The following is a 15,254-nucleotide window of genomic DNA, read 5'->3' as shown; positions in this document are numbered from 1 at the left end:
GAGACGATGCTCGATGCACTGAACGCGCAGCTAGCGCGACTGCAAGCGCATCCGTTCTACGAGGGACGTTTGCCGCGCAGCGTCGCGAGCGCGGCGGAGTTCGCCGAGCGCGTGCCGCTCATGACGCGCGCCGAACTCGTGGCCGAGATGAATCGGCCGGGCTACGGCAAGTTTGCGCCTGCGGTGCCGCCGGTGCGCGTGCACCTCACGCCAATGGGCGCTGCGCTCGTGCCGATCCTGCAGAGCGCGGCCGATCTGCGCGCAATCGAAGCCGCGTGTGGCCAGCATCTCGACGCATGCGGCATCGGTCCCGGCGACGTCTGCATGGTGACCTTTGGCTATCACCTCTTCGTTGCGGGGCTTTTCTATCAGACCCAGATGGAAGCGCGCGGCGTCGCATGCATTCCGCACGGCCCCGGCGAAACCGAGCGTGCCGCTCGCGTTGCACAGCAATGCGGCGTGACGGTGCTCGCCGGTAATCCGTCTCACGCGCTCAAACTCATCGAAGCGGGCTGTCCGGTTCCGCGCGTGTTCTTCGCGGGCGGCGAAGCGTTCACGGGTAATGCGGCGCTTTACGCGCGAGTGCGCGAAGCGATGCCGGGCACGTTGCTGATCGACAGTTACTCGCTTTCCGAGTGCCTGCCCGTTGCACGTACGTTCCCCGGCGGTACGGGCGTGCATGTGTTCGATGAACTGCTGTATGCCGAAGTCATCGACCCCGACACCGGCATGCCCGTTGCCGAAGGCGAGCGTGGCGAGCTTGTGCTCACGCATCTGAAGAAGGAACTGCAGCCGCTCATGCGCTACCGCACCGGCGACCTTACCGTGCTCGAACATACCGCGCCCGTGCATGGGCGCACGGTGTCGTTGCCGAGCGTGGTGTTCGGCCGCGCCGATTCGATGGTGAAGATCAAGGGCGTGAAGGTTTATCCGTCCGAGTTGAAGACGGTGCTGCTGGGCGTGGAAGGCGCGTCGGGTGCGTACCGCCTCGTGGTCGGCACGAAGGAACATGGTGGCGACCATCTCACGCTGCAGGTGGAAGGCGCGGTGGAGCGCTCCGCCATCGAGACCATCGCGGAGCGCTTCAAGCGCCAGACGCTAATACACGCGGACGCGATCGAGATTGTGGCGAAGATCGAAGGCGCAACGCTGGTAGAAGATCAACGGAGACAAACAACATGAATGCAAGCGCAACGAACACCCAGGCCCCGTGGCGCCTCGTCGTAGGCGGCCACAGCTATGCGGACTTCTCGATTTCGGTATCGCCGGCTGTCGAGCGTGCCGTCGCCGAAAATCTCGCGCCGCCCACGGTCTATCTGAACGTCTTCAACGAAGACAGCATTACCGTAGGCGTGAACGAAGATCCGAACCAGGTGCTCGATCTGCCGTTCTGCCGCAGCAATGATGTGGTCGCGCGGCGGCGCGTGAGCGGCGGCGGTGCGATCTATGCGGGGCGCGGTTCGGCATTTCTCGCGTTCTATCTGCCGATTGGTCTGCCCGGTGTGCCCCAAACGGCGACGCAGGCGTTCCCCACGATACTCGGCCATGTTGCCGAAGCGCTGCGCGATGTGTTCGGCCTGCAGGCCGCTTACCGTCCGCTCAACGACGTCGAGATCGACGGACGCAAGCTGGTGGCCACGTCGCTGAAGATCGAAGGCGGCGTGCTGACGTTCCGCATTCTGCTGAACGTGAAGGCGATCGACACGGCGATTGCGGCGCGCGCGATGCCGATGGCGCCCGAAAAGGTCAAGGACAAGAAGCACAAGGATCTTGGCTCGCGCTATACGTATCTGGAGCAGGAACTGGGCCGCGAAGTGAGCGCCGATGAACTGAGCGCCTGGGTTGCGGCCTGCGTTCGCCGCACGTTCGGTGAAATGGCGCTCGAGTCAGGTGCGCTAGGCAGCGAAGAACTCGTTTTCGCGCAGCAATACGAGCGCGAACTGCATGAGGAAAGCTGGTTCCATGAGAAGAGCGAAGCGACGCGTTACAGCCCGGTCACTCGCGCGGGCGATCGTATCGTGCGCGGACGCGAAAAGGCCCCGGCCGGGCTGATCTGGCTGAGCCTGCTCGTGCGTGACGGCACCGTGGTCAAAGCAATCGTGAATGGCGACTGGCATCCGCGTCCGCTCGCTTCGGTCGCCTGGCTCGAAGACGGGTTCACCGGTCTCGCCGCCACGCGCGAGGCGTGCTCGGCGCATATTGAGGCGTTCCTCGCGCGTCCCGACGTGGAGTTCGCGGGCGTCGAACCCGTGCATCTCATCACGGCGCTCGACAAGGCGCTCGCTGAACTGGCAAACGCCGGAGTGAGCGCATGAGCGAAAAGACGCTACTGGTAGCACAGGAGGCGGGTGTCGCGACGCTCACGTTCAATCGCCCGGAGGCGAAGAACGCGCTCAACGGCGAGATGCGCGAGGAGTTGCTCGAAGCCGTGCAGCGTATTCGTGCCGATCGCAGCGTGCGTGCGGTCATTTTGCGCGGCGCGGGCAATGACTTTTGTTCGGGCGGCGATGTACGCGCCATGAATGTGACCAGCGCCGAGGCGGGACGCGATCGTATCGACGACCTGCATGGCTGGCTGAGCATGCTGATCGACCTCGACCGCCCGGTGATCGCGGCCGTGGATGGCGTGTGCTACGGCGCGGGCTTCAGCTTTGCACTCGCCGCCGACTTTGTGATCGCCAGCACGCGCGCACGCTTTTGCATGCCTTTCATGAAAGTCGGCCTCGTGCCCGATTGCGGGGCGTTTTATACGCTGCCGCGCGTGGTGGGGCTTGCGTGCGCGAAAGACCTCGTGTTTACGGCGCGCGAGATACGCGCTGCCGAAGCGAGGGAGATCGGCGCGGTGCTCGAAGTGGTCGAGCCGGAAAAGCTTCATGCGCGCGCCGCGCAGGTCGCGGGCAGCCTCGCGGCTGCGTCTCCCATTGCTTTCGGCCTCGCCAAGCGCGCGCTGAACCAGTCGCTTGGCAGCGATCTGCGCGCGATGCTCGAAATCGAGTCGGCGGCGCAGGGCATTGCGTTCACGACCGAATTCCATCGCGAAGCCGTGAAGCGCTTTCGCGAAAAGGCCGATCCGCTCTTCAAGTGGCCCGCCGCCGAGGCCTGATCTCTCACCGAGCACACAGCCATGACGATCGACTATCACACGCTGCGCAACTGGCCGTTCAAGGACGTCGAGCAGACCTATACCGCGCGCGACGCCATGCTCTACAGCCTGGCCGTGGGCTACGGCGCCAATCCCGTTGATTCGGACGACCTGGCATTCGTCTACGAAAAGGAATTGCGCGTGCCGCCGACACTTGCCGTCGTGCTCGGCTTTCCCGGCTTCTGGGCGCGCGACCCGCGCTCGGGCATCGACTGGGTTCGGCTGTTGCATGGCGAGCAGAGCCTCGTGATGCACAAGCCATTGCCGCCGGCCGCAACCGTGGTCGGCCGCTCGCGCATCACGCGCGTGGTCGATAAAGGCGCGGGCAAGGGCGCGCTGCTCGAAATCCAGCGTAGCATTACAGACAAGGCAAGCGGCGAACTGTACGCCACCGTCACGCAGCTCACGTTCTGCCGGGGTGATGGCGGCTTCAGCGCGGACAACGGCTTGAGCGACGAAGCGCCCGCGCCGCCGCCGCCGATGCCCGAGCGCGACCCTGATCATCATTGCGATCTGCCTACGCGCCCGGAAACGGCGTTGCTCTACCGCCTGTGCGGCGACGACAACGTGTTGCATGCCGACCCCCAGGTTGCGCGCGCGGCGGGGTTCGAGCGGCCTATCCTGCATGGACTCGCCACGTGGGGCGTGGCCGCGCATGCCGTGCTCAAGACGCTGTGCGCAAGCGACCCGCAACGCCTTGCGGCATTTCACGCGCGTTTTACCGCGCCGGTTTATCCGGGCGAGACGATCCGTACCGAGATGTGGCGCGACGGCAACGAGGTGAGCTTTCGCGCGCGTGTGCTGGAACGCGACGTGCTCGTGCTCAACCATGGCCGCGCCCAATTGCGCTGAACGCTATTCTGTATAACGAAGGAATCAGGATTATGGCCCGTCAACCAAAACCGCTCGTGCGCTCCGATATTGCGTACAGCACACCCGATCGTATTGTCGTGCGCGGCAAGAGCCTGCCCGACGAAGTGCTCGGACACATGAATCTCGGCGACTTCGCATTTCTGCAACTCACGGGCAAGACGGCCACGCGGCAGCAGTCCGCGATGTTCAACGCTATCGTCATTACGCTCGTCGAGCACGGCATGACGCCTAGCGCCATCGCCGCGCGCATGACGTATGCGGGCGCGCCCGAGTCGCTGCAGGCTGCCGTCGCGGCAGGGCTATGCGGGCTTGGGTCGGTGTTCGTCGGCAGCATGGAAGGGGCGTGCCGCATGCTCTCCGAAGCGCTGCCCTATGACGCCCAGTGCGACAACCTGGAAAAGCTCGCCGTCGATACCGTCGCCGCATGGCGCGCGCGCGGCACGCCGATTCCGGGGCTCGGTCATCCACTGCACAAGCCCATCGATCCGCGCACACCGCGCCTTTTCGAACTGGCCGCGCAAAACGGCATGTCGGGGCGCTATGTGAAGCTCATGCAGCTGATTGGCGCGGAGGCCGAGCGGGCGTCGGGCAAAGCCCTGCCGATCAACGCAACGGGCGCAATCGGTGCGATTTGCTGCGAATTCGGCTTTCCCTGGCGCATCGTGCGCGGCTTCGGCGTGATGGCGCGCGCAATCGGCCTCGTTGGCCATCTGCTCGAAGAGGGCGAGCGCCCCATGTCGTTCGAGCTGTGGCAGCGTGTGGAAGACGAAGCCTCCGCTCATCTGCGCGGCGAGGCGTGAGGGCGGCGCGCGGCGATGGTTGAAAGCCGCGCGCAAGTATCGCGCAGCAATGGTCGGGGGATTAACGAAAGCGAAAGGGCTGATTCGGCAATGGCAACTTCGCGAAACGGCGTGAGCCGTTCATAGTATGGCAACTAGTCTCGCAACGGAGAAACGCCATGCCGGAATCGCAAACGCCATCGCTCAGTGCGTGGCTCGACAAGACCGAAACGCTCACCGACGATATCACCGCGTTCCCGCTGCGCGCGCTCGCCGCCACACTCGACCGCGAAGCGCCCGGTAGCGCCGTGCCGCCGCTGTGGCACTGGCTCTATTTTCTGCCTGTCTCGCCGCTCGCCGAAGCAGGTCCCGATGGACACCCGAAACGCGGCGGTTTCCTGCCGCCAGTCGAACTGCCGCGCCGCATGTGGGCAGGCGGGCGCTTGACGTTTCATGCACCGCTCCATGCGGGCAACGTGGCCGCACGCACTTCCACCATCGCGAACATCGAGGACAAGACCGGTCGCAGCGGCCGCCTCGTGTTCGTGACGGTGCAGCATCGCTACGAGAGCGGCGGGGTGCTGTGCATCGAGGAAGAGCACGACATCGTCTATCGCGACGCGCCGCAGCCCGGTGCGAGCGCGCCCAAGCCCGTCGTGGCGCCGCAAGGCGAGACCTGGTCGCGCACGCTCAACGCCAGCGCGCTCATGCTGTTCCGCTATTCCGCGCTGACCTTCAACGGTCACCGCATTCACTACGACTTCCCGTATGTCACGCAGGAAGAGGGCTATCCGGGCCTGGTCGTGCACGGCCCGCTCATCGCTACGCTGCTGCTCGACCTCGTGCATCGTGAGCGGCCCGACGCCACGATCGCAACGTACGCATTTCGCGCGGTACGGCCCACGTTCGCGGGCAACGCATTCACGCTGTGCGGCAAGCTCTCCGACGACGCGCGCTCGGTCGAACTCTGGGCGAAAGACCACGACGGTTATCTGACGATGCAGGCCACCGCAACGCTCGCCTGAACGGCACCACGAACATTCATAGCGACTTCATATCGATCATGCAAACCACGCAACAAGATTCGTTTCAGGACATCCGCGAAGCCGTACGTGACCTGTGCCAGCAGTTTTCTGGCGAATATTTCCGCAAGATCGACGAGGCGCGCGGCTATCCCGAGGAATTTGTCGACGCGCTCACGAAAGCAGGCTGGCTCGCTGCGCTGATTCCTCAGGAGTACGGCGGATCGGGGCTGGGCCTGACCGAGGCATCGGTCATCATGGAGGAGATCAACCGGGCGGGCGGCAACTCGGGCGTGTGCCACGGTCAGATGTACAACATGGGCACGCTGCTGCGCCACGGCTCGGCCGAGCAAAAGCGCAAGTATCTGCCGAAGATCGCGAGCGGCGAACTGCGCCTGCAGTCGATGGGCGTGACCGAGCCCACCACGGGCACCGACACCACGAAGATCAAGACCACCGCGGTGCGCAAGGGCGACCGCTACGTGATCAACGGGCAAAAGGTGTGGATTTCGCGCGTGCAGCATTCGGACCTCATGATCCTGCTTGCGCGCACCACGCCGCTCGCCGATGTGAAGAAGAAGTCCGAGGGCATGTCGATCTTCGTGGTCGACCTGCGCGAAGCGATCGGCAACGGCCTCACCGTGCAGCCCATTCTCAACATGGTCAATCACGAGACCAATGAGCTCTTCTTCGACAACCTCGAAATCCCGGCGGAAAACCTGATCGGCGAAGAGGGCATGGGCTTCAAGTACATCCTCGACGGCCTGAACGCCGAGCGCACGCTTATCGCGGCGGAATGTATCGGCGACGGCTACTGGTTCATCGACAAGGTGAGCGCTTACGCGAAAGAGCGCATCGTGTTCGGACGGCCTATCGGCCAGAACCAGGGCGTGCAGTTTCCGATCGCACGCGCGTTCGTCAACGTCGAAGCTGCGAGCCTGATGCGCTTCGAGGCCGCGCGCCGGTTCGACGCGCACGAAGCCTGCGGCGCGCAGGCCAACATGGCGAAACTGCTCGCAGCCGACGCTTCGTGGGAAGCCGCGAATGCCTGCCTGCAATTCCACGGCGGTTTCGGCTTCGCCTGCGAATACGACGTGGAGCGCAAGTTCCGCGAAACGCGCCTCTACCAGGTCGCGCCGATCTCCACCAATCTGATCCTCTCGTACGTGGCGGAGCATGTGCTCGGCCTGCCGCGTTCGTTCTGAGCTGAGGCGCGCGCCATGAGACCACTCGACGGTATCAAGGTCGTCACGCTCGAACATGCGATTGCCGCGCCGTTCTGCACGCGCCAGCTTGCCGATCTCGGCGCGCGCGTGATCAAGATCGAGCGGCCTGGCGTGGGCGACTTCGCGCGCGGCTACGACGAACGCGTGCACGGACTCGCTTCGCACTTCGTGTGGACGAACCGCTCGAAGGAAAGCCTCTCGCTCGACGTGAAGCACAAGGAGGCCGCGCCCATTCTCGACGCGTTGCTCGCCGACGCCGACGTGCTCGTGCAGAATCTCGCACCGGGCGCAGCGGCGCGGCTCGGGCTCAGCTACGAGGCGCTCAGCGAGCGCTACCCGAAGCTGATCGTGTGCGATATCTCCGGTTACGGCGACGACGGCCCCTACCGCGAGCGCAAGGCGTACGACCTGCTGATCCAGAGCGAATCGGGCTTTCTCTCGATCACGGGGTCGCCCGGCGAACCGGCGAAAGCGGGTTGCTCGATTGCCGACATCGCCGCGGGCATGTATGCGTATTCGAACATTTTGAGCGCGCTGCTGATGCGTGGGCGCACCGGACGTGGGTGCCGCATCGACGTTTCGATGCTGGAGAGCATGGTGGAGTGGATGGGCTATCCGCTCTATTACGCGATCGACGGTCAATCGCCGCCGCCGCTCGCAGGTGCCTCGCACGCGACGATCTACCCGTATGGCCCGTTTCCGGCGGGCGACGGCAAGTCGGTGATGCTCGGCCTGCAGAACGACCGCGAATGGAAGCTCTTTTGCGAACACGTGCTGTCGCAGCCGGAGCTAGCCGCCGATGAACGCTTTGCCGCGAATTCACAGCGCTCCGCGCGCCGCGACGAATTGCGTGAGTTGATCGTCGAGGCGTTTTCGAAGCTCAGTGCGGCGCAGGTCATCGAACGGCTCGACCGCGCCGGCATCGCCAACGCGCAGATGAACACGATGGCCGATGTGTGGGCGCATCCGCAGTTGCAGGCGCGCGAGCGCTGGCGCGAGGTGCAGACACCGGCGGGAACGGTGCCGGCGCTGTTGCCGCCGGGCGCGCCTTGCGCGTTCGATGCGCGCATGGATGCCGTTCCCGCACTCGGTCAGCATACCGAATCTATTTTGCGTGAGCTTGGCTTTGACGCGGCGCGTATCGGTGCGCTGCGCGAAGCCGGAGCAATCTGAGCGCGCCTCGCGCGTCGCAAACCGACATTACTGAACTACGCTGCCATGACAGATCATCCCAGCCGCGCGCTCGCGGCCTTCGCCTCGCAACTGCGTTTCGATTCGATTCCGCCTCACGTGGTCGAGCGCACCGTCAATCTCTATGTGGACTGGCTCGGCTCCGCGCTGGGCGGCAAGGGTGCGCGTCCGGTCGAGACGATTGCGCGTTTCGCGCGCGCCGCGCGCGGTGCGCCCGAAGCACAAGATCCGTGCGACGTCATCGTCGACGGCACTCGCACCACGGCGTATTTCGCCGCCATGACCAACGGCGCCGCTTCGCATTTCGTCGAGCAGGACGACGTGCACAACGGCTCGGTGCTGCATCCGGCTACCGTCGTGTTCCCGGTGACACTCGCGCTCGCGCAGGCGCTGGGCGCTTCAGGGCAGGAGTTCATCGCAGCCTCGGTGGCCGGCTATGAAGTGGGTATACGGGTAGGCGAATTCATGGGTCGTTCGCACTACAAGATATTTCACACGACCGGCACGGTGGGCACGATTGCGGCGGCTGCCGCGGCGGGCCGGCTGCTCAAGCTCACGCCCGAGCAGATGCTCGACGCGTTCGGTTCGGCGGGTACCCAGGCGAGTGGCTTGTGGGAATTCCTGCGCGACGCGGCCGATTCGAAGCAACTGCACACAGCCATGGCGGCGGCAAACGGCCTGATGGCCGCACAACTCGCGGCCGATGGCTTTCGCGGCGCGCAGCGTATTTTCGAAGGCGCGCAGGGCATGGCGGCGGGCATGTCGAGCGACGCCGACCCCGCAAAGCTGGTCGATCGCCTCGGCGAGCGTTGGGCGACGGTTGAAACGTCGTTCAAGTATCACGCGGCGTGCCGCCACACGCATCCGGCCGCCGACGCGTTGCTGTCTGTGATCGAAGCGCACCGTCTGAATCCCGACGATATTGCGAGCGTGACGGCGCGTGTGCATCAGGGGGCGATCGACGTGCTCGGCAGCGTGGTCGTGCCGAGCACCGTTCACCAGGCGAAGTTCAACATGGGGACCGTGCTGGGCCTCGTTGCTTATCGCGGCTACGCGGGCGTGAACGAGTTCGAGCGCGACTATTCGGCGGGCGATATCGCCGCGTTCCGTGAGCGTGTGACGATGGCGCTCGACGAGGAAGTGGACCGCGCATATCCCGCTCGCTGGATCGGCAAGGTGAGCGTCACGACGCGCGATGGCCGCACGTTGCAAGGGCGCGTGGATGAGCCGAAGGGCGACCCGGGCAATACGCTCTCGCGAGACGAGATCGCAGCGAAGTTCGTGCGCCTCGCCGCATTTTCGGGCGCAGCGAGCGATAGCGACGCACAGCGCCTGCTCGACGCCGCGTGGGGGATAGCCGAGGCGCAGCGCGTAAGCTCGCTGTTCGGCGCAGGGGCGAGCGCATGAGCGCGGCGCTTTCCCGCTCCTATCTGTTCGTGCCGGGCAACCGGCCCGAGCGTTTCGAAAAGGCGCGCAGCGCAGGCGCCGATGCCGTGATCGTCGATCTGGAGGATGCGGTTCCGGCCGCGGAAAAGGGTGCGGCGCGCGACGCCGTGCTCGCGGCGCTGGACGCTGCGCGCCCCGTGTGGGTGCGCGTGAACGGCACCGACACGCCCTGGTTCGCCGACGATGCCGCTGCGCTTGGCGCACACGCGGGCGTGGCGGGCATCATGCTGCCGAAAGCGGAAAGCGCGGAGCAGATCGCAGCGGTACGTTCGGGCGCGCACGGCGCGCTGCATGTGCTGCCGATCGTGGAAACCGCGCGCGGCATCGTGGGCCTGAACGCGCTGTGTGGCGCGCAAGGCGTGCTGCGCGTGGCGTTCGGCACGCTCGACTTTCAGGTGGACATGGGTATCGACGGAGACGGCGAAGAACTCGACACGTTCCGTTCGCAGATCGTGCTGGCCTCGCGGCTTGCGGGCATTGCAGCGCCCGTCGACGGCGTGTCGACCGTATTCGACGACGCAGAGGCGCTGGAGCGCGAGGCGCGGCGCGCTCGGCGATTCGGCTACGGCGGCAAGCTTTGCATTCATCCGAAGCAGATCGAGCCCGTGCATCGCGCGTACGCGTGGAGCGAGGCGGAGCGCGCATGGGCGCAGCGCGTGCTCGACGCAGTGCAGGCGAGCGGCGGGGCGGCCGTGGCGCTCGACGGCAAGATGGTGGACATGCCGGTGATCCTCAAGGCACGCCGGATTCTGGGTGTTTGATCACGAAAGCAGCTGAGCTTGCTGCGGTAGCGTCGATAAAGAAGGCGCCTTTGTTTTCGCAAAGGCGCCTTGGTTTTTGCTAGCGAGCTTGCGGCTGGTTTTAGCCGATTGCGCCAGCCAGTTCGGGCACGGCCGTAAACAGGTCGCCCACAAGGCCATAGTCGGCCACGCTGAAGATCGGGGCTTCTTCGTCCTTGTTGATCGCGACGATGACTTTCGAGTCCTTCATGCCCGCGAGATGCTGGATTGCACCGGAGATGCCCACCGCCACGTACAGTTGCGGCGCGACGATCTTGCCGGTCTGGCCCACCTGATAATCGTTCGGCACGTAGCCTGCGTCAACTGCCGCGCGCGAAGCGCCGAGCGCTGCGTTGAGCTTGTCGGCGAGCGGCTCCAGCACCTTCGTGTAGTTCTCGCCGCTGCCAAGACCCCGGCCGCCGGAGACGATGATCTTCGCGCTCGTGAGTTCCGGGCGGTCGAGCTTCGTGACTTCACGACTCACGAACTGCGAAAGGCCGCTGTCCGCCGCGGCTTCGATTTTTTCTACCGCTGCGTTGCCGCCTGCGGCTGCCACTGCGTCGAACGCCGTCGTACGAACCGTGATGACCTTGATCGCATCCTTAGATTGAACCGTCGCGATCGCATTGCCTGCGTAGATCGGGCGCTCGAACGTTTCGGCGCTATGCACGGCGGTGATGTCGCTGATCTGTGCGACGTCGAGCTTCGCGGCGATACGCGGTGTGACGTTCTTGCCCGCTGCCGTTGCCGGCGCAAGGATATGCGAGTAGTGCTTCGCCGCATTTTGCACAAGGGCAAGGACCGTCGCTTCGGCGTTCTCGGCGAGACCCTGTTCGAGTTGCGGCGCGTCGGCGAGCAGCACCTTCGCAACGCCTGCGATCTTCGCGGCTGCGTCGGCTGCGGCCTGCGCGTTGTGGCCCGCGACCAGCACGTGCACATCACCGCCAATTTTCTGTGCTGCTGCGACAGTGTTCAGCGTCGCGGCCTTGATGCACTGATTGTCGTGTTCGGCAATAACCAGATTCATCATTTCTCTCAACTCCTTTACAGCACCTTGGCTTCGTTCTTCAGCTTCGCGATGAGCGCCGCAACGTCCGACACTTTCACGCCTGCGCTACGCTTGAGCGGCTCGGCAACCTTCAGCGTCTTCAGACGCGGCGTGACATCGACGCCCAGGTCTTCCGGCTTGACCGTTTCCAAAGGCTTCTTCTTCGCCTTCATGATGTTCGGCAGCGTGACGTAGCGCGGCTCGTTCAGGCGCAGGTCGGTGGTGACCACTGCGGGCAGCTTCAAAGACAGCGTTTCCGCGCCACCATCCACTTCGCGCGACACGGTCGCCTTGCCGTCGGCGACGACCACCTTCGATGCAAACGTCGCTTGCGGGAGGTTCGCCAGTGCGGCGAGCATCTGGCCGGTCTGGTTCGAATCGTCGTCGATAGCCTGCTTGCCGAGGATGACCAGTTGCGGCTGTTCCTTGTCGACCAGCGCCTTCAGCAGCTTGGCGACGGCCAGCGGCTGCAGGTCTTCGTTCGACTCGATGAGGATCGCGCGATCTGCGCCGATGGCCAGCGCCGTGCGCAGCGTTTCCTGCGCCTGCGAAACACCGCACGAGACGGCAATGACCTCGGTCGCCACGCCCGCTTCCTTCAGACGTACCGCTTCTTCAACCGCAATTTCGTCGAACGGGTTCATCGAGAACTTCACGTTGGCGATATCCACGCCCGTGCCGTCCGACTTCACACGAACCTTCACGTTGTAATCGACCACGCGCTTGACGGGCACCAGAATTTTCAAGCTCTTTCTCCTCGATAGGGACAATGCTTTCGTCGTTGACGAACACCTTCGTCACTGTGACAGACGCGTGGGCGGCGTGGAATTCAGCTTTGTGGAAGGCGTGCTTCGAGTGCGCTGAAGCGGAGCAAACAGCGCGCGCCGCAATCGTCCTTTCGAACGAGGCGGCGCGCGTACTGGGGTGAGGGGAGTGTCAGCTCTTTTTGTCGCGCACGAAGCGCAGTGCGAAGCGCACGAGCCGCGGCATGGTTTCAGGCCGCAGCAAACGCGTGTCGTAGCCCGAAAAGCGCCGCTCGTTTTCGGCGAGGCAAAGGCGCATGAGATCCGGCACGCTGATATCCACGTCGGTCACCTGCTGTGCGCCGTTCATGGTGAAGTTGTTGTCGTGCTTGTGCTCGTTGCCGTCGGCATCCATGGCGCGCGCGAGGCCGATGCGTTCCCACACCAGAAAGGCCCATACGCCAGCCACTTTCAGCTCGAAGCGAATGCGTTGCCACCAGGCGAGCCGGGCGCGGTGCCAGGCAACCCAGTTCGCGAACAGCAGGATATGGCGGCATTCTTCCTGCATGACGGGCTCGAACGTGTCGATGAGCTCGGGCGGAAAGAGGCCCGAGCGATGCGCGACTTCGAAGAGGCCGAACGCGAAGAAACTGTCCACGCATTCGCTATAGCCCGTCACGAGATAAGCCCATTCGGCGTCCTTAGGGTAGACGTAGGGCGGCTCGCTCGCCAGCTTGATGCCATACGCCGCCACCATGCGCGAAAGCACTTCCTTGTGGCGGTTCTCCTCCCACGCGTTGAGCGCGAGCGCGTCGCGCATCACCGCGTCGTCGAGCGAGGCGGCGTAGGCGGCCATGCGCAGGCGCGCGCGGCCTTCCGTTTGCACCGCGATGTCCCAGATGGGCAGATCGGTGATGCGCTTGAGCGCGGCGGGTTCGAGTTTCGGCCAATCGAGCACCGAGGGCCGGTAAGGATTGAAGGTCTCGCGGAACATGCGGCACATTTCGTCACGGTGAACGTCGGTGCCGCGCGTAAGCGCACCACTTACACGGCTCGTCCAGTGGCGCGTGTTGTGCTCGGCGGCGTCGAGCGTCTCGCGATCCGGGCGCTCGACGGGCAACGCCGGCGCATGGAAACCGGGAATGAGTTGCGACGCATCGAAGGCGTCGAGTATCAGGTCGTCCATCTCGCTGTTCTTTTGCTGGTGGCCAGGACACGCGGTTTGCGGGCGAATTTTCACGGCCGCGTGCCGCCGCGGCCGGGGCCTGGCAGGAGCCTTTGGCGGGTGTCGCCGTGCGTGCACGCGTTGATGCAGAAGAGATCGCTATCGTCGCACGAGCTTACTTCGAACCCGCGCAAAAAGCGACGAGCGTGCCGTCTCGTTGAGTCGTTAGCTATCGTTCATGCCCGCGCATGGACGAATGCGGCTTGAATATCGAATACGTCTCGCCCGAAGCAATAATCGTTCGGGTCATATCGAATCATTGAACAATCGCGGCGCGACCGGATGAACTGAGCTTTGCGTCGCGGCACGCCCGAACGCAATGGTCTAATTAAGCATGTAGAGTACGGCTGACCGGCCCCTTAGCCGCCTTGAATGAGGCGGCAGCAAGCAGATGGCCGGCGCAATGGCATGAAGACAGTCGGTAAAAGGGGGGCGTCGGGCAACGCCGCGGCGCCTGGACACTCCAGCTAACCGGAAACCTGCCTGTGCGCATCCTGTCGATATTCGGTACGCGGCCCGAAGCCATCAAGATGGCGCCGCTCGTCAAACGTCTTGAGGCTGAGCCAGGCGTGAAGTCCATCGTCTGCGTGACGGGGCAGCATCAGACCATGCTGCAGCAGGTGCTCGATCTCTTCGGCATCGTGCCCGACCACAACCTTGGCGCGATGACCGCGAACCAGACGCTCAACGGTCTCGCCGGGCGCCTGTTCGGCGGGCTCGACGATGTACTCGCCGCCGAGCAACCCGAGCGCGTGCTCGTGCACGGCGACACTTTGACGAGCATGGCCGGCGCCATTGCCGCCTTTCATCGGCGCATACCGGTTGGGCACGTGGAGGCCGGGCTGCGCACCGGCAATCTGTTCGAGCCTTGGCCCGAGGAAATGAACCGGCGTGTGGTGGACGTGGTGAGCGATCTGCTCTTCGCGCCCACGGCAAGCTCGCGCGCGAATCTCGAAGCGGAGGCGTTGGGTGGTCGCGTGGTCGTGACGGGCAATACCGTGATCGATGCGCTGCATCTCATGTGCGAGCGGCTCGACAACGACGCGGCGCTGCGCGAGCGCCTCGATGCGCAATTTCCATTTCTCGAACCCATGGACAGCGGCCGCCCGTTGCTTCTCGTGACCGGCCATCGGCGCGAGAGCTTCGGCGAGGGCTTTGAGCATATCTGCGCGGCGCTCGCCACGCTCGCGCATTCCGGCAAGATGCAGATCGTCTATCCCGTGCATCTGAATCCCAACGTGCGCGGCCCCGTGCTCGCCACGCTCGGCAACGCACCCAACGTTCACCTTACCGACCCGCTCGATTATCCCGAGTTCGTGCGCCTCATGCAGCGCGCGGCGATCGTGCTGACCGATTCGGGCGGCGTACAGGAAGAGGCGCCCGCGCTCGGCAAGCCCGTGCTCGTGATGCGCGACGTGACCGAGCGCCCCGAAGCGCTCGCTGCGGGCACGGTGAAACTCATCGGCACCGACCGTGTGGCGATCGTGCGCGCGGTGCTCGAACTCGTCGAGAACGAAGACGAGCGGCGCGCCTATGCGAGGCGCGTCAATCCCTACGGCGACGGGCACGCTTCGGAGCGCATCGTCGCATCGCTCACCGGCCGGCCCTTCGAGCCATTTCCGAGCCGCGAGTTGCCTGGCTACCGGCATCCGGTGGTCGCCATGCGGCCGGAGCCCGGCGAGACGGATGAGGCCGACGCGGCGTCCTGACGCCGATTCGACTCCCACTTGGCAGTTGTATCGCAGTACCAGGCAATCAGTGCATTCCATAGGCGGGATGG

The 15,254-nt window shown here is 64.6% G+C and carries 14 protein-coding genes; 11 read left to right on the top strand and 3 right to left on the bottom strand.

The genetic code is table 11. The annotated features are described in order from the left end of the window. The first annotated feature begins 6 nt into the window (after window positions 1-6). The 10 genes from U5A58_RS18885 (at window position 7) to U5A58_RS18840 (ending at window position 10,440) form a co-directional block, all read left to right on the top strand. Window positions 7-1,182, top strand: a complete 1,176-nt coding sequence (locus tag U5A58_RS18885) for a hypothetical protein (RefSeq protein WP_321962596.1) — start codon at window positions 7-9, stop codon at window positions 1,180-1,182. Next, the gene (locus U5A58_RS18880) at window positions 1,179-2,315 is read left to right on the top strand and encodes a lipoyl protein ligase domain-containing protein (RefSeq protein ID WP_321962595.1); all 1,137 of its coding nucleotides are present in this window, start codon (window positions 1,179-1,181) and stop codon (window positions 2,313-2,315) included. The genes U5A58_RS18885 and U5A58_RS18880 overlap by 4 nt, the downstream gene beginning before the upstream one ends. Beyond that, window positions 2,312-3,103: an enoyl-CoA hydratase/isomerase family protein gene (locus tag U5A58_RS18875; RefSeq protein ID WP_321962594.1), complete on the top strand. Its 792-nt coding sequence runs from the start codon at window positions 2,312-2,314 to the stop codon at window positions 3,101-3,103. The genes U5A58_RS18880 and U5A58_RS18875 overlap by 4 nt, the downstream gene beginning before the upstream one ends. A gap of 21 nt (window positions 3,104-3,124) precedes the next feature. Continuing rightward, entirely contained in the window at window positions 3,125-3,994 is an 870-nt protein-coding gene (locus tag U5A58_RS18870; RefSeq protein ID WP_321949129.1) for a MaoC/PaaZ C-terminal domain-containing protein, read from the top strand. Window positions 3,995-4,026: 32 nt separating this feature from the next. Then, complete coding sequence (locus U5A58_RS18865) at window positions 4,027-4,815, top strand: citryl-CoA lyase (RefSeq protein ID WP_321962593.1); 789 nt, start codon at window positions 4,027-4,029, stop codon at window positions 4,813-4,815. Between the two features lie 158 nt (window positions 4,816-4,973). Next, complete coding sequence (locus U5A58_RS18860; protein ID WP_321962592.1) at window positions 4,974-5,819, top strand: FAS1-like dehydratase domain-containing protein; 846 nt, start codon at window positions 4,974-4,976, stop codon at window positions 5,817-5,819. 38 nt (window positions 5,820-5,857) lie between these two features. Beyond that, the gene (locus U5A58_RS18855; protein WP_321912316.1) at window positions 5,858-7,021 is read left to right on the top strand and encodes an acyl-CoA dehydrogenase family protein; all 1,164 of its coding nucleotides are present in this window, start codon (window positions 5,858-5,860) and stop codon (window positions 7,019-7,021) included. 15 nt (window positions 7,022-7,036) lie between these two features. Beyond that, complete coding sequence (locus U5A58_RS18850) at window positions 7,037-8,215, top strand: CaiB/BaiF CoA-transferase family protein (protein ID WP_321962591.1); 1,179 nt, start codon at window positions 7,037-7,039, stop codon at window positions 8,213-8,215. Between the two features lie 45 nt (window positions 8,216-8,260). Beyond that, window positions 8,261-9,640, top strand: coding sequence for an MmgE/PrpD family protein (locus tag U5A58_RS18845; protein WP_321962590.1), 1,380 nt, complete (start codon window positions 8,261-8,263; stop codon window positions 9,638-9,640). Beyond that, a complete protein-coding gene (locus U5A58_RS18840; RefSeq protein WP_321962589.1) occupies window positions 9,637-10,440 on the top strand; it encodes a CoA ester lyase in 804 nt (267 codons plus the stop codon). Before U5A58_RS18845 ends, U5A58_RS18840 begins: the two co-directional genes overlap by 4 nt. 100 nt (window positions 10,441-10,540) lie before the next feature. On the opposite strand, the gene U5A58_RS18835 is transcribed toward U5A58_RS18840, so the two are convergent. From U5A58_RS18835 to U5A58_RS18825, 3 genes are all read right to left on the bottom strand, one after another. Next, a complete protein-coding gene (locus U5A58_RS18835) occupies window positions 10,541-11,488 on the bottom strand; it encodes an electron transfer flavoprotein subunit alpha/FixB family protein (RefSeq protein WP_321962588.1) in 948 nt (315 codons plus the stop codon). A 14-nt stretch (window positions 11,489-11,502) separates the two neighbouring features. After that, window positions 11,503-12,252: an electron transfer flavoprotein subunit beta/FixA family protein gene (locus U5A58_RS18830; protein ID WP_321962587.1), complete on the bottom strand. Its 750-nt coding sequence runs from the start codon at window positions 12,250-12,252 to the stop codon at window positions 11,503-11,505. A gap of 190 nt (window positions 12,253-12,442) precedes the next feature. Next, complete coding sequence (locus U5A58_RS18825) at window positions 12,443-13,435, bottom strand: ferritin-like domain-containing protein (RefSeq protein ID WP_321962586.1); 993 nt, start codon at window positions 13,433-13,435, stop codon at window positions 12,443-12,445. Window positions 13,436-13,953: 518 nt separating this feature from the next. Between U5A58_RS18825 and wecB the strand changes: the two genes are divergently transcribed. Further along, window positions 13,954-15,183 carry a non-hydrolyzing UDP-N-acetylglucosamine 2-epimerase gene (wecB, locus tag U5A58_RS18820; protein ID WP_321962708.1) on the top strand — a complete coding sequence of 410 codons (1,230 nt, stop codon included), beginning with the start codon at window positions 13,954-13,956 and terminating at the stop codon, window positions 15,181-15,183. Window positions 15,184-15,254 lie beyond the last annotated feature (71 nt).

Source organism: Paraburkholderia sp. J7 (assembly GCF_905220155.1).
In the GTDB taxonomy this organism is placed as follows: domain Bacteria; phylum Pseudomonadota; class Gammaproteobacteria; order Burkholderiales; family Burkholderiaceae; genus Paraburkholderia.
This window is presented reverse-complemented; position numbering and strand designations above follow the sequence as displayed.

Coding starts and splice junctions, on each gene's coding strand:
- U5A58_RS18835 (WP_321962588.1), bottom strand. CDS start 11,488: ATGATGAATCTGGTTATTGCCGAACACGACAATCAGTGCATCAAGGCC.
- U5A58_RS18885 (WP_321962596.1), top strand. CDS start 7: ATGCTCGATGCACTGAACGCGCAGCTAGCGCGACTGCAAGCGCATCCG.
- U5A58_RS18865 (WP_321962593.1), top strand. CDS start 4,027: ATGGCCCGTCAACCAAAACCGCTCGTGCGCTCCGATATTGCGTACAGC.
- U5A58_RS18880 (WP_321962595.1), top strand. CDS start 1,179: ATGAATGCAAGCGCAACGAACACCCAGGCCCCGTGGCGCCTCGTCGTA.
- U5A58_RS18870 (WP_321949129.1), top strand. CDS start 3,125: ATGACGATCGACTATCACACGCTGCGCAACTGGCCGTTCAAGGACGTC.
- U5A58_RS18850 (WP_321962591.1), top strand. CDS start 7,037: ATGAGACCACTCGACGGTATCAAGGTCGTCACGCTCGAACATGCGATT.
- U5A58_RS18875 (WP_321962594.1), top strand. CDS start 2,312: ATGAGCGAAAAGACGCTACTGGTAGCACAGGAGGCGGGTGTCGCGACG.
- U5A58_RS18825 (WP_321962586.1), bottom strand. CDS start 13,435: ATGGACGACCTGATACTCGACGCCTTCGATGCGTCGCAACTCATTCCC.
- U5A58_RS18840 (WP_321962589.1), top strand. CDS start 9,637: ATGAGCGCGGCGCTTTCCCGCTCCTATCTGTTCGTGCCGGGCAACCGG.
- U5A58_RS18845 (WP_321962590.1), top strand. CDS start 8,261: ATGACAGATCATCCCAGCCGCGCGCTCGCGGCCTTCGCCTCGCAACTG.
- U5A58_RS18855 (WP_321912316.1), top strand. CDS start 5,858: ATGCAAACCACGCAACAAGATTCGTTTCAGGACATCCGCGAAGCCGTA.
- U5A58_RS18860 (WP_321962592.1), top strand. CDS start 4,974: ATGCCGGAATCGCAAACGCCATCGCTCAGTGCGTGGCTCGACAAGACC.